Origin of the sequence: Aridibaculum aurantiacum (assembly GCF_017355875.1) — a bacterium.
Classification (GTDB): domain Bacteria; phylum Bacteroidota; class Bacteroidia; order Chitinophagales; family Chitinophagaceae; genus Segetibacter; species Segetibacter aurantiacus.
On sequence record NZ_JAFEWC010000001.1, the window covers coordinates 2209377 to 2223980 of the forward strand.

Below are 14604 nucleotides of genomic sequence, written 5' to 3' on the forward strand. Positions count from 1 at the left end.
AACACCCTCTAGAATCTTCTTTTATACATCTATCCTGCAAATGTTGTGGCATAGTCTTATTACTCGTTCATGAAAATCATGTTATGAGTACAAGCAATAATCCTAACGATAAAGAGACAGTAGGTGAAGTAGGTTCACAGGTTGATGGTGATCCAAATAATAACCAGGATAATCAAGAACAGGTTGATAAAGCAGACCTGGCAGGTAAAAAGGTAGACGCCGATCCCACTGAACCTGAAGGTCAACCCGCTGATCAATAAGTTGTTCTACACAAAGTAATATTTATAGTGAGCTGTTGATTCACATTGTATTTTTGAAACATGGTCACAGTCATCACTATTGCTTGGAACAGTTTCAAGATGGCATTACAGGAATTGCGGAGTAATAAGCTTCGTACATTCCTGTCTTTGTTTGGTATCACCATTGGTATCTTTTGTATTATAGGTGTACTGGCAACTGTAGAAAGCCTGGAGGCCAAGGTGCAGAATGATATAAACACGTTAGGAAGCAATACGATCTATGTAGACAAGTGGGACTATGGTGGAGGCCCTGATTATCCATGGTGGCGTTTCATAAAGCGGCCTTATCCTAAGTACCGCGAAATGCAAGAAATAAAAGAACGATCTCAACTGGCATCTGCTGTTAGTTATTCTATCAGGAATATGGTTAGTGTAGAGCATGATGATATAACATTATCAGGAGTAAATGCTTATGGTGTAAGCGATGAGTTCAACAATGTTATCACCATCAACATAGAACACGGACGATATATTTCAGAATCAGAATTCAAGCAAGCATCGCCAGTAATTGTTATGGGATATCAGAATGCTACCAATCTTTTTGTGAGTGCAGAACGTGCCATAGGCAAAGATGTAAGCTTCAATGGCATTAAATGCAGGGTTGTCGGAGTGGTAAAAAAAGAAGGAACAAACTTCCTGGGCGGCGGCTGGCAGTTTGACGAAGCAATCGTTCTTCCTTTCAGAACAATGGCTGCACATTTCAATATTGAAAATAGTAGTCCAGTCATTATGGTAAAAGGAGGTGAAGCAACTTCATCAGCTGCATTGGTAGATGAACTGCGTGGTATCATGCGTTCAATCCATCGCCTTAGCCCCACACAGGAAGATGATTTTTCCTTAAACGACATCAACACCTTTAGCGAACAAACCAGTGCCATTTTTGGATCCATAAACCTGGGCGGATGGGCTATTGCTGGTTTATCATTGATTGTAGGTGCATTTGGAGTGGCTAATATTATGTTTGTAACAGTTCGTGAAAGAACTAGCCAGATTGGTTTGAAAAAAGCCATCGGTGCCAAAAGTTCTACTATCCTTACAGAGTTTCTTTTAGAAAGTGCTTTTCTTTGCCTTCTTGGCGGCTTCATCGGGTTGATACTCGTATTCCTGCTGACCAAGTTGCTTACGTTTGTACTGCCATTTCCAATAACCATTTCATTGGGTACGCTCACATTGGCTATTTCTATTTGTCTTGTAGTTGGTGTATTGGCAGGTATAATTCCAGCAAGCATTGCAGCTAAAATGAACCCGGTAGTAGCTATCAGAACAAAATAAAGCCCTATATATCTATCTTATGCCAATCATCCTAGCTATAGAATCTTCATGCGACGATACAAGTGCAGCTATATGCAAGGATGGTAAGATTCTTTCAAACCTTATTGCAACTCAAAAAGTGCATGAAGAATTTGGCGGTGTAGTTCCTGAGCTTGCAAGTCGTGCACATATTCAAAAAATAGTTCCTGTTGTTGATACGGCTATCAAACAAGCAGGTATTCAATTGACAGAAGTAGATGCTATCGCATTTACACAGGCACCTGGCTTGATAGGGAGTCTGCTTGTGGGCGCGCAGTTTGCTAAATCGTTGGCTACTTCATTAGACAAACCTCTGATTGCTGTACATCATATGCAGGCCCACGTGCTGGCTAATTTGATTGATGATCCTGCACCTTCATTCCCATTTCTATGTTTAACTGTAAGTGGTGGTCATACGCAAATTGTCCGCTGCAATAGCCCCTACGAAATGGAGGTGCTGGGTGAGACAATAGACGACGCCGCAGGAGAAGCATTTGATAAGTCTGCAAAGCTTCTTGGCATACCTTATCCTGGTGGGCCACTGGTTGATAAGTACGCACAGGCTGGAGATCCTCATAAGTTCAAATTCCCCGAGCCAAACATCCCAGGCCTTAACTTTAGTTTTAGTGGATTGAAAACTTCAATATTATATTTTCTGCAGCAGCAAAAGCAGGCTAATGAAAATTTTGTTGCAGAAAATCTTCCTGATGTATGCGCTTCTATCCAGCATAGGATAGTTTCTATTTTACTGCGTAAACTTAAAAAAGCAGTTGATGAAACAGGCATTCGTGAAGTATGTATAGCTGGTGGTGTAAGTGCCAATAGTGGCTTGCGTAATACCCTACAGGAATATGCTGCTAAGTATGGTTGGAAAAGTTACATACCTGCTTTTCAATATTGCACAGATAATGCTGGAATGATTGCCATTTCTGCCTATTACAAGTTTCTTCAAAACGATTTTGAAGACTTACAAACTACTCCTTCCGCAAGAGCTGAATGGTAATTTGATACCATCTTTTTTCCTATCTTCTTGCTTCTACTCATGATTTTGTTCCTGGAGAACATTTGTATTGCTGTTACAAAAACAACGAATAATACATTTCTAAAAGGTATAGCCTCAACACCTAAATTTATACTTAGGTTTTAGCATTCTATAGTACCTGCTACTAACTACTGCCTTATGTACAACTTAAATGAGTCATTAAAGAAGGCTATTGAGGTAGCTCAATTGCTGGCTAAAGAATATAATGTGTCGCCTGCTGTGCAACTAATTATGTCCAGAATCGTCGCGCAAAAAAGGTGGTTTCCTCCAGCACTCGTAACTGCTTTTTGGGTTGGTATTGGAATGATTTTTTCACGATGTAATATAAATACATCAAGATGGCAAAGCATTTACCCATTGCAAGTGATTGTTTTACCCCGGAAGAAGAATTGGCGAATACCATTATACATGCTATTGGTGTACTGTTTGGTCTCGTAGCTATTCCTTTTCTTATTATGCTGGCAGCAAAGAACAGCGACATCAGCAACCTGATGCGCGTTGGTATCTATGGCGCTTGTTTCATGGCCACTTTTGTCTTCTCCACCTTATTCCACTGGTTCAAAGAAGAGAAGGTGAAATGTAAGCTAGAAATGTGCGACAGGATCAGTATCTACTTCTTTATTGCCGGAACCTATACGCCTTTCATCCTCTACTACATGTACGATCGTACCGGTTTTATAATGCTGGGGATTATGTGGGCGCTTGTATTGTTTGGGATCTTCTTCGAGATATTTCTTGCCAAGAAGTACTTCATTATATCCCTGTTTATTTACCTGGCTATGGGTTGGATGTTTGTGTTTGTGCTCAATAAGTGGTTCGATAGTATGCCTTCCTCCGTTATCACTTTTATCTTGACTGGTGTGGGTTTGTATAGTATCGGTGTCATCTTTTATGTTTGGAAAAAATACCGCTACCACCACGCCGTCTGGCACTTCTTTGTACTGGTTGCCAGCATCTTTCACTATTTGGCTGTTTTAGAAACAGTTTCTTAGAAGGTATATATAAGATTAGAAGAGTTTCTGTTACCAATGTTCAACTGATTTTAATTCTGCATATGAATGCTGAAATCGTTGATTAGTTCATAGTGAATGATACAATTCATACAGTCCTCCTTCTTTCATCATGTTGTTTAACCGCTAATGAATTAATTTCACGCAATGAAAAACATTATTAACCTCTGTCTTTCTCTTTGTGCGTTGGTGTGTGTAACCAGTTGTTCTGGCCCATCTGCCTCTCGTAACAATTTTGAAAATGATCCATGGAAGCAACTTCCATCTATCTTGAAACAGATAAAGGCGCCGACGTTTAAGAATAAAGACTACGTGATTACCCAATATGGTGCAGTAGGTGATGGCAAAACAATAAATACTGAAGCATTCAGAAAGGCTATTGAAGTGTGTAACAAAGAAGGTGGCGGAAGGGTAGTGGTGCCGGTTGGAAATTTCCTTACAGGGCCTATTCACCTGAAAAGTAATGTGAACCTTCATGTAAGTAAAGGAGCTACCATTTCCTTTTCTACTAAGCCAGAGGATTACCTGCCGCTGGTGTTCACCCGTTGGGAAGGTGTAGAACTTATGGGCTATTCTCCGCTGATCTATGCATTTGAACAAAACAACATTGCCATTACCGGCCAAGGAACTTTGGATGGAATGGCCAATGCTACCAACTGGTGGCCGTGGAAAGGTCAAACGCAATATGGTTTTGTTAAAGGGCAACCAAGCCAGGTAGATAAGGATAAACGTGCTGCGCTTTTCAAAATGGCTGAAGATGGTGTACCTGTAAGTGAGCGAAAATTTGGAACCGGGTCGTACCTGCGTCCACAGTTTGTACAGCCTTACCGCTGCAATAATGTACTGATTGAAGGTGTCACCATTATCAACTCACCTATGTGGATACTGAACCCGGTGCTTTGCAACAATGTAACCATACAGGGAGTAACTGTTACCAGCAATGGACCTAACAACGATGGTTGTGATCCTGAGTCTTGTAAAAATGTGTTGATCAAAGACTGCTACTTTAATACGGGTGATGATTGTATAGCTATTAAAAGCGGTCGTAATGCAGACGGAAGGCGCATCAATGTGCCTAGCGAAAACATCATTGTCCAGGGCTGTAAGATGGCTAATGGTCATGGCGGTGTAGTTATAGGTAGTGAAATAAGTGGAGGTGTACGTAATGTGTTTGCAGAGGATTGCAACATGAGTAGTCCTGAATTGGATCGTGCATTGCGCATTAAAACGAATACTGCCAGGGGTGGAGTAATTGAAAATATATACATGCGAAACGTAACAGTAGGGCAAGTAGCAGAACAGGTGTTTATAGCTACTATGTTTTACGAAGACACCGGAAACTTTATGCCTGTTGTACGAAATATTGAAATGAAAAATGTAACGGTTCAGAATGGTGGAAAGACAGGTATTTTATTGGAAGGTTACAAAGAATCACCGGTTACCAATATACGCTTGATTGATATCAAAATAGACAATGTAAAGCAGCCGTATAAATTTTCTAACGCTACCAATGTTACAGCTACCAATGTAATTATCAATGGTAAGAAAGTGGAGCTGTAGGCTGCAAGGTATCAGGTATGAGGAATGAGGTTTGAGTAGTGAGGTTAGAGACGGAGCTATATTACTACTGCTGGTTTGAAATAGAATAAGAGTACATAATACAAGAGAGGCTAACGTTACAGTTAGCCTCTCTTGTATTATGTAGATACTTGTCAATGCATTCTTTACTTCATTTTCATGATGAAAGGCTAACACTACATATCAAATACTTCTAATTTGCGAACTCATACAAAAAAGTCAACAGGATTATATAATGACCATACAAATGAAGTTTGCAGAGAATGTTGTAGAGGTTGTAAAAGATGATGAAACCATTATAGGTTTAGCTGTTGCTGGCTCTTGGCTTACAAACGAAATCGATGAATTCTCTGACCTTGACCTTATTCTGGTAACGAAAGAAAAGGTAGGCGCAGACAAATTGAAAATGCTTGAGTATGCAAAGCGGTTTGGACATTTCCTTTCTGGTTTCACAGGTGAGCATGTAGGTGAACCGCGGGTGTTCATTTGCCTTTACGACAACCCCCTTTTGCATGTTGACATAAAGTTTGTAACGCTCCAGGAGTTTAGGGAAAGAATAGAAACGCCTGTTATCCTGCTGGATAAAGGAGAGCAACTACAGCGTGTTTTGGAACAAACTCAGGCAAAGTTTCCTTACCCCGACTACCAATGGATTGAAGATCGCTTTTGGATTTGGATTCATTACACGCTGCTGAAGATCGGGCGTGGCGAATACATGGAGGCGTTTGATTTCTTTGGCTTTCTCCGCATGGTTGTATGTGGCCCCTTGCTGCATATTAAAAACGGGAACTTGCCAAGAGGTGTGCGTAAAGTGGAGACACAATTACCTTCAGAAGACTTTGATAAATTAAGTGGAACATTGCCTGCTTATTCCAGGGAATCTCTGCTGGAAAGTTTGCAGCATTCAGTAAACTTGTACTGTCAGTTGAGGGAAGAGCTTTTTCCTTCTTCAGTCACCAAACAGCTGGAGACTGAACAAAAGGTAATGGAGTATTTCCAGGAGATCACAAATTCTAAAGATAAACTGGCTGCTGCTACAACTAGTTTGTAGTGGGGCTGGGTGGATAAGAAAATCATTATTCTTTATCCTCTGCTTTTTCGTTTTTCAACTTTTTAGAAGCAGCCTCCATATCCTCTTCATCGGCTTGCTGTTGTTTGTTTTCATCCATTGATGCAGGGTTGAAAGTGACGCTGATAAACATTGGGAAATGATCTGAGCCGATCTTGGGTAGCCGGTCAATTTGGTTTAGTTTAAAATGCGTGGAAAGAAAGAAGTGATCAAGCGGCCAGCGAAAGAGCGGGTACTTTGCATTGAATGTATTATACAGTCCCCTGCCTACTCTTGGGTCATTGCACTTGCTTAACTTGGTGAATAAGGTAGTGGTTGATGACCATGCTACATCATTCAGATCTCCTGCTACAATTACGGGTTCTTTCTTCTTACCAATCTCTTTTGCTACCAGTACCAGTTCTGCATCGCGATCGCTGGTAGATTTTTTAAGATCGGGTGGTTCAGGATGAATGCAATACATCTTCACCCGCTGACCCGATCTTAGTTGCACATAAGTATGAATGGAAGGAATATCAGGTTCTACCAAATATTTTATTTCAGCACCACTTAAAGGAAGTTTGCTGTACAGGCACATGCCATACGTATTGCTTTGTGGCACTTCTACTTTATATGGATACAATGCATAGAACGGATGCATATTACTTCTCCAATATTCATCCGTTTCAGCAAGAAGTAAAATATCGGGATTATTTGATCTAGCCAGGTCAATTAGTGCTTGCGTGTTTTTGTTGAACTGAAGTACATTGTAAAAAAGGATGGAGAGTCGCTGTTGTTCATCATGCTTTTCTGTAGCTACAACTTGTGGCTTCCAGATAGGAGTATAAGGAATAAACTTTGATAACTGGTAGCACGCGGCAACCAATAACAGCCCGATGAGTACAAGTTGTTTCTTTGCATATGATCGAATGAATGCCCAACCGATCAACGTAATAATCATCAACACAGCAAGCTGCAACCTTGGATAACTCCAGATCCTTATCCAGCCGTATTGTAAGGGTATAAGCGGCAGTAGTGTAAGAAGTAGCCAAAGAAAAGAGATCGCTAAAAGGAATTTTCTCATGGATGGTGGAAGGATGTATTCTGTATGTGTTGTTTGTGAAGATAAGTACTAATGCCTACTTCACCCGTTGGTTGGATTTTGCCGAATTCGCACTTCACCTTTCATGGTACTAGGATCATGTTACATCAAAATAAATCTCTCGTTCAATGCATTTAGATTGATCAACTTTTGAATATCAAATATGATGATGATTAATTGCCGCCTTTATTGATCCATTATCGTATTATCATATTTAATAAAGATTTTTTACCTAAGCTTGCAGGAGCCAACATTTACATAAACGAAACTAGCTGAGTTAATGAGATACCTGATTTTATTGTGCCTGCTCATTCCCGCAAGTGTAATTGCACAAAAGCAAAAGTTTGAATATTACCTGTACGATAAAGAATGGGAAGCAGTTAAGAATATTGCTACTGCAGATTATATTATGCAAGTTTCGTCAATAGGTGATTCGTTGTATGTAAGCCGGATATTTAAAGGTGCTGGATATTTGTGGAGACAAGAGTCGTATAAAGATGCGGATCAAACAATAGCAGAAGGCGAGTTTGCCTGGTATGATGATAAGGGCAGGATTGACTCTTCTGGTATGGTACACAACCGGCTAAAGCATGGCGATTGGAACTATTATGATGACACCTTGGGCATTTACCTGAGCATAAAATATGAGAAGGGAAAGGAACTACAACGCAAGGATTATAGAAACAAAACAATCACCAACGCGACTGGAATAAAAACATTTGAGCAGGCGAAAGTTGAAACCGATACAATTCAGAGCATTAAAGGCTACCCAGATGAAAAGGAAGCTGTTTTTAAAGGTGGCTCCCAACACTACAGGAAATACCTGGAGAAGAACCTGAAATCGCCTCAAAACCTGGCAAGGAGTGGTACCGTAAAAATGCAGATGATCATCAATAAAAGCGGGAAGGTTCAGAACCTGTTGGTGTTACAATCGTTGCAGTTAAGTGCAGATGCAGAAGCCATACGTGTGTTGAGTGAGATGCCTGATTGGGTACCAGCATTTCAAAATGGTAAGAACGTGTACTACCAATGTATCCAGCACCTTACTTTTAATCTAGTCGAGCTGTAAACTACTTCCTTTTGACAGTGTTTACTTTAAAGGATAGTTGGTTTGGAGTTTAGCACCATAACCAACTGTTGATATAGTACAGAAGTAAGGGTTTTCTGTTCAGTTTCCTTTTCATTGCTCCATCATAAGAGACCAACTGCAATGGATAAACAAAAAAGGAGGAAACAAATCCTCCTTTTTTTATTCTTAAACTGACTTTCATTACTTCTTGATAACAGTAGTTCTGTGTGTAGTGCCACCACGGCCCATCAGCAAAACGATTAGTAAAACAAGTACTACGGCACCAACGATCCACATCCAGGTTGCACCGCCTCCGCCGCCACCATCTGTACCTAAATTTACATCTACACTACCACCACCATTTTGAGCAATTGCAGCAACATTAACTAATGCTGCTAACAACAATAAAGAAGTTTGTTTCATAAGATATTTTTTATAAAGAGTAAAAAATACCATGCCAAATATTATCCTGCTAATATTCAATATTGTAGTGTTGAGTGTTCATAGCATTTACAATTAGTTTAAACCGCTGCATGCAGTGGGAAGAGGTAACGACATTGGCTGGACGTTGTAGCTGGTTCAATAATTCAATAAATCCTTTAACCAGTAGCTGTTGAGCTGCTAATTCATTATGACTACACTTTAAACAGTAACTATATAAAGCAGGACTCAGTAAGTCGTATAATCGCTTTTGCCCTTTTCGCGAATAAAGAGAGAAGGTGATACTAGAGTTGGGGAAGGTTTTCATAAATAGAGGTGATAATTACTTAACGATTTATAGCCGTAGACCTAAAAAACGTTTTTGATCAGCAGCCAGCTTTCCTTTTTTAGAAAGGCCTGCAACTGAGCTTTTGATAAAGCCATACATCCATAACGGCTTTTCGCCTGTATCGGCTTTCTCGGCAACTTTTACATAACTCCATCCGTTGATGGTATATTCAGGTATCACTACACTGCCGGCCTTTAAATGTGTCACAATTGGTTCGTCCCATCCTGGACCCGCTAGCAGGTATGCTTTATCAAGAAGACGCAGTCGCATAATAGCAGGTGTTTTAGCAATAGTTACCTGCTCAGCCAGTGCTTCATTTATCATCTTATGCAAGCTGAAGGTGTCTACTGAGATCTCGTTAAATCCATGTTTGTTACTAAGTGTGCCAGTGATACATACATTCTTTTGTAAAAAGAGGTTTTCAACATCATAATTGAAATGAGCAAGCTGGTTGAAATTGATACGTATCTCTACCCGCTCATTGGCATATGCGCCACCAAGGTTCATTAAGGTTGGTTTACCCTTTACATGGTTTAAGAGTTTCGCCTGGTAAACTTTACCACATACGGTTACTGTTTCACCCATATGTTTTGGTACATCCACCAGTGAAATAGTATTGATATTATTTGATAGAAGAGGGGAAGCAAAGGTTTCTGCCTTGGCGAGTGATCTGAAGTCAGCTTTGGTTTGTGCGACAGCAGAAAAGGAAAGCAATAAAAAGAAAATCGTTTGGGATACGAGATGTTGCGTCATAGGGAATTGATATGCTAAAAAATTTAAGCACGGCAATTCGATGGAATAATTGGATAAGATTCAATTAAAAAAATTGTACCAGTATATTGCGTAGAAGATTGGAAGAGAAGCGTTTAGAAGATGAAAGCCTTGCCAGGCCTGCATTTGAAGGGTTGAAAGTAGTCGATTTTCTTTTTAGTTCTATAGTTCAACTCCACAAATATTTTCATCTTACACAAAGTTGTGTTGCGTATGTAGTTCAGGGTGTTCATTATGATTCATTGATAAATGCATTCTTCTGTAGCTTTTAACTTGTAGTGGTGTTGGCAAGGGAACCAATGCTATTGAGCAACAGATTACCTCTACATTTGTTCCATTCTGCTCCTACAACAAGGACAGGAATACTTGTAACGAAGAAAAATATATCAGTTATGTCAATATCGACGGAAACGGATCTTGTGGGAATGCAGAAGGCGAGTGATGCTGTTGCATGCACTTTAAGAGAGATGAGGAACTATGCTCAACCTGGGATGACTACCAAACAATTGGATGATTACGGGGCTGAAATCCTGCGAGGCTTTGGAGCAAGATCTGCACCACTTGTAGCTTATGGCTTTCCCGGCTGGACCTGCATTAGTGTGAACAATGAATTTTGTCACGGCATTCCATCAAACAAAATTATACTACAAGAGGGCGACCTTATCAACATTGATGTTTCTGCAGAACTCAACGGATTTTATTCTGACAATGGAGGATCATTTGTACTTGGTGAAGATGTTAACCATCACCAAATGCTTATTGATGCCTCAAAGCATATTCTTCATAAGGCTATCTATAACATCAAAGGAGGTGTTCGCATATCGGATATAGGACACTTGATAGAAACAGAAGCCAGGAGACGCGGATACAAAGTGATCAAGAACCTGACAGGGCATGGAGTGGGCAGATCCTTACATGAAGAACCTGGCGAGATAGCCAATTATAGAGACCGGTTTAACCTTACAAGATTTAAAAAGAATTCTGTTGTAGCCATAGAAACTTTTATCACCACTGCATCAACTATTGCTGAAACACTTAGTGATGGTTGGACCATGGTGGGCAACAAAGGCGGCTTTATGGCGCAACATGAACACAGAATTGTAGTTACAGATGGCAAGCCAATAATTCTTACTGAAATGAACGGAATCTGGAATTGATATCAATAAACTTGTGGTTTACTTAAGTTGCACTTGTTGCTCTTCTCAACTTGAGGTAAACCTTAGAATTACGCATGCACCTCAATTGAAGCCGCTAATCACACTACCACAATGACATGCCTATACTAGTACATTTAGCCGATGAAAGAGATGCCGCTAAAATTTTAAATGGTGGCATCAAGCCAGGTAGATATGATTACGGCGTATACTGCATGCCTGTTCTTCCAAACTTTTACATAACACATCAGTGGTTACGAGAGCTAAAGCGAAATGGAGCCAAAACTTTTGTTGGTATTTATTTTCGCGTTCCTTCCAGTGAATTGGTTTATGCTGGAAAGTATAGCAATAAGCACAAGCGCATCACTTTAGGAGATGCTATCAGAGAAATCATGCAACTGGAAGATCCATTAGGTTATGAATTGATAGTTGAAAGAAAGATAGAACCGAACGAGATAACGAGAATAAAACACCTGCCTCAAACGATTGGCTGGCGCTACATGCCCAACAGCAAGGGCAAAAAGCCATGCAACTGCGAATATTGTTTGCGTGGTACGATCAAAGGCAAAAGAACGAAGAACCGGCTTGACGCCGAAGATTCAGAATAATCGAGCAAGTGATGCCGAATCTCCAACATGCAGAAGGCTTGTTATTAATCTAACTAAGTTCAATAGTTTATCCTAAGCTTGCTTTCCGTTGGCAACTGTATCAGCTATTTTTGCTGTCCCATTCCTTCAGAACGCATATAAAAAGTCCATCCAGTAAATGAATTTATCTCCCAGGGCAGAAAGTATATATACTTCTATATCTACAGAATCCACCAAGCTTGGTGAATTACGCAAGATAGCGCTAGACATCAAGAAGGATCATCAACTGGCTATGGAACTCTGGTCTACCGGCGAGTTTTTTCCTCGCCAATTGGCTATCTTGGTCATGGACAAAAAACTGCTTACACAGGATGTGATCGATAAACTGGATAAGGACATGCAGTATCATGTAGACGAAGAAAGAAACCAGCTGATGGATTGGTTGTTCGCGAACCAGCTTTCTAAAGACAAAAAGACCATCGAACTAATGCTGTCGTGGGAACACAGTCCTTCTCCATTACAAAGAAGAACATACTGGTACTACCAGGCACGCTTAAGATGGGTTGGTCAAACCCCTCCACCAAATACTGAATACCTGCTATCAGCCATTGAAGAACGAATAGAAACCGAACAGCCGGAAGTGCAGTGGGCGATGAATTTCATTGCGGCACAGATTGGTATATTTCAACCTGAATTTAGAGACAGGTGTATCGCTCTTGGCGAGAAAACAGGATTATATAAAGATGAGATTGTTCCAAAAGGATGTACGCCTTCTTACCTGCCGAAATTCATTTCTATACAAGTAGCCAAACAAGCGAAATGACTTTCGTTTTTGCCCGCAAAACAACACGTGTGTGGGAGTGACGCAAACGTTTCCGCAGTCTTAACTATTTAGATTTTAGGCTTAAGATACCTTTACTGCTGCTCTAGAAAATACCATTAGCAGCAGTAAATATTTCTTATGAAAAAAACGTTCTTGTTTGTCTTGATGTTCATGGCTTTAGGAGCCATTGCACAGGAGAAAAAGATTAAAACTCCAGCCGATTACATCAAAGCGGCACCTTTTAAAATGCCTGCGGTTACACCGCCTGTTTTTCCTAATCGTTCTGTTTCGATCACAGCTCATGGAGCTAAAGGTGACGGCCAGTTTCTGAACACCCAAGCTTTTGCCAATGCCATTGCGGCAGCAAGCAAAGCCGGCGGTGGTCGTGTGGTCGTTCCTGCAGGTCTTTGGCTCACTGGCCCTATTGAGTTGAAAAGCAATATCGATCTGAACGTAGAGCGGGGAGGTATCATCCTGTTCACAAAAGACCTTACACAATACCCGATCATCAAAGCATCTTCCTCTAGCAGCACTTTTACACCTGCGTCACCTATTTATGGATACGATCTTACCAACGTTGCCATTACCGGACAGGGTATCATTGATGGATCTGGCGAGGCTTGGAGACCTGTGAAGAAAAGCAAGTTGACCGCTTCTGAATGGAAAGCACTGGTTGCAACGGGTGGTGTTTTAAGTCCTAAAGGAGATATTTGGTGGCCAAGCCAGGAAGCTATGAATGGCGAGGCTTACCTAAAAAAATTGAAAGCTGAAAAGCCTAAAGCAACAGCTGAGGATTATATTCCTGCACGAACTTTCCTGCGTCCTCACATGGTTTATTTGGTTAATTGTAAAAATGTCCTCGTGGACCAGGTCACGCTGCGCAATGCGCCAAAGTTCGTGTTTTACCCAAGCCGTTGCGAAAACCTGATCATCAGCAATGCAACCATCTATAACGACTGGAACGCACAGAATGGTGATGGAATAGACATCAGTGCAAGTAAGAATGTGCTTATCTACAATACCACTGTAAGCTGCGGCGATGATGCAATTTGTATGAAGTCGAGCCGTGGTAAAAGCGATAGCGAGAATGATTTTCAACTGGAGAACGTAGTGATTGAAGATTGTACAGTGTACACCGGTCATGGTGGATTTGTGATTGGTAGCAACACCGATGGAAATATGCGTAACATTTCTGTTCGTAATTGCAACTTCATTGGTACCGATATAGGTATCCGTGTTAAGAGCAATGCAGGTAGGGGAGGTATAGTAAAAGATATTTTCATTGATGGTATCTACATGGCAAACATCAAGCATGAAGCTATTTCGTTTGATACCTATTATGAAGATGTTCCTGCTGGTAAATCATCTGATAGCGTGAAAACAACTGCCCAGGACAAAGTGCCTGAATTCAAAGATTTCCATATCAGCAATGTTTTTGTGAACGGAGCTAAAACGGCTATTTACATCAATGGCCTGTCTTATATGCCGGTGCACGATCTGCATTTTACCAATATGACCATTGCTGCAGAAAAAGGCCTGGATACAAAATTTGCACGCGATCTGAAGTTTAATAATGTTCGCATTATTCCTGCAAAAGGTGAGGCTTTTGACGTGAAATGGGTAAATGAGAAGTAAACAGTAGCATTCATTTCATCATATATCTACATCAATAGCTGGATTTATTTGCTGTAAAGCAGCAATAAATCCAGCTTTGTTTTTTGGCGAAATTATAATGTGATCATACTTATTGTAGGTTATATCAATCCTGTCAAATGATGCTGCAGGTGAGCTGATCGGGTTGTTGGTTCTCCTGATCTTACGTATGGATGCAATAGGTATTGACTTGTTGTAGAGGAACCCGCACTTGACCACCAATGTTTCATTTTCTATAATATAAGTGGTGGTAAAGATCATCTGTAAAATGAAGCCTATAGTAAGAAGTATAATTATCAATCCAAGCCATACACCATCTGTTATCATCAGCCATAACAGCACACCCAGTAGTAGCATTGCCGGCAGCCAAATGCCCCAACTTATTTTCGACCTGTAAATCATTGTGCTA

General features: G+C 40.6%; 15 protein-coding genes. 11 read left to right on the forward strand and 4 right to left on the reverse strand.

Going from position 1 to position 14604, the window contains the following annotated elements; translation table 11 throughout:
* Nucleotides 1-83: 83 nt before the first annotated feature.
* From J4N22_RS09255 to J4N22_RS09280, 6 genes are all read left to right on the forward strand, one after another.
* Complete coding sequence (locus J4N22_RS09255; RefSeq protein ID WP_207493688.1) at nt 84-260, forward strand: hypothetical protein; 177 nt, start codon at nt 84-86, stop codon at nt 258-260.
* A 99-nt stretch (nt 261-359) separates the two neighbouring features.
* On the forward strand, nt 360-1571 hold the full coding sequence (locus J4N22_RS09260) for an ABC transporter permease (RefSeq protein ID WP_242692109.1): 1212 nt from the start codon (nt 360-362) through the stop codon (nt 1569-1571).
* Between the two features lie 19 nt (nt 1572-1590).
* On the forward strand, nt 1591-2592 hold the full coding sequence (gene tsaD / locus J4N22_RS09265) for a tRNA (adenosine(37)-N6)-threonylcarbamoyltransferase complex transferase subunit TsaD (protein ID WP_207493692.1): 1002 nt from the start codon (nt 1591-1593) through the stop codon (nt 2590-2592).
* Nucleotides 2593-2969: 377 nt separating this feature from the next.
* On the forward strand, nt 2970-3623 hold the full coding sequence (trhA, locus tag J4N22_RS09270; protein WP_207493699.1) for a PAQR family membrane homeostasis protein TrhA: 654 nt from the start codon (nt 2970-2972) through the stop codon (nt 3621-3623).
* A 165-nt stretch (nt 3624-3788) separates the two neighbouring features.
* Entirely contained in the window at nt 3789-5201 is a 1413-nt protein-coding gene (locus J4N22_RS09275) for a glycoside hydrolase family 28 protein (RefSeq protein WP_207493702.1), read from the forward strand.
* A 253-nt stretch (nt 5202-5454) separates the two neighbouring features.
* Complete coding sequence (locus J4N22_RS09280) at nt 5455-6270, forward strand: aminoglycoside 6-adenylyltransferase (protein ID WP_242692110.1); 816 nt, start codon at nt 5455-5457, stop codon at nt 6268-6270.
* A gap of 25 nt (nt 6271-6295) precedes the next feature.
* Here the strand turns inward: J4N22_RS09280 and J4N22_RS09285 are convergent, their stop codons facing one another.
* Entirely contained in the window at nt 6296-7351 is a 1056-nt protein-coding gene (locus tag J4N22_RS09285) for an endonuclease/exonuclease/phosphatase family protein (protein WP_207493703.1), read from the reverse strand.
* Nucleotides 7352-7649: 298 nt separating this feature from the next.
* On the opposite strand from J4N22_RS09285, the gene J4N22_RS09290 reads away from it, so the two are divergent.
* Complete coding sequence (locus J4N22_RS09290) at nt 7650-8438, forward strand: energy transducer TonB (RefSeq protein WP_207493704.1); 789 nt, start codon at nt 7650-7652, stop codon at nt 8436-8438.
* 201 nt (nt 8439-8639) lie between these two features.
* Here J4N22_RS09290 and J4N22_RS09295 read toward each other — a convergent pair whose 3' ends face one another.
* Entirely contained in the window at nt 8640-8861 is a 222-nt protein-coding gene (locus tag J4N22_RS09295) for a hypothetical protein (RefSeq protein WP_207493705.1), read from the reverse strand.
* A 352-nt stretch (nt 8862-9213) separates the two neighbouring features.
* On the reverse strand, nt 9214-9960 hold the full coding sequence (locus tag J4N22_RS09300; RefSeq protein ID WP_207493707.1) for a hypothetical protein: 747 nt from the start codon (nt 9958-9960) through the stop codon (nt 9214-9216).
* 410 nt (nt 9961-10370) lie between these two features.
* Between J4N22_RS09300 and map the strand changes: the two genes are divergently transcribed.
* From map to J4N22_RS09320, 4 genes are all read left to right on the forward strand, one after another.
* Entirely contained in the window at nt 10371-11135 is a 765-nt protein-coding gene (map, locus tag J4N22_RS09305) for a type I methionyl aminopeptidase (protein ID WP_207493709.1), read from the forward strand.
* 116 nt (nt 11136-11251) lie between these two features.
* Nucleotides 11252-11740, forward strand: coding sequence for a hypothetical protein (locus tag J4N22_RS09310; RefSeq protein WP_207493711.1), 489 nt, complete (start codon nt 11252-11254; stop codon nt 11738-11740).
* 157 nt (nt 11741-11897) lie between these two features.
* On the forward strand, nt 11898-12542 hold the full coding sequence (locus J4N22_RS09315; RefSeq protein WP_207493713.1) for a DNA alkylation repair protein: 645 nt from the start codon (nt 11898-11900) through the stop codon (nt 12540-12542).
* A gap of 138 nt (nt 12543-12680) precedes the next feature.
* The gene (locus J4N22_RS09320) at nt 12681-14177 is read left to right on the forward strand and encodes a glycoside hydrolase family 28 protein (protein WP_207493715.1); all 1497 of its coding nucleotides are present in this window, start codon (nt 12681-12683) and stop codon (nt 14175-14177) included.
* A gap of 18 nt (nt 14178-14195) precedes the next feature.
* Here J4N22_RS09320 and J4N22_RS09325 read toward each other — a convergent pair whose 3' ends face one another.
* Nucleotides 14196-14597, reverse strand: coding sequence for a PH domain-containing protein (locus J4N22_RS09325; RefSeq protein ID WP_207493716.1), 402 nt, complete (start codon nt 14595-14597; stop codon nt 14196-14198).
* Nucleotides 14598-14604: the final 7 nt, after the last annotated feature.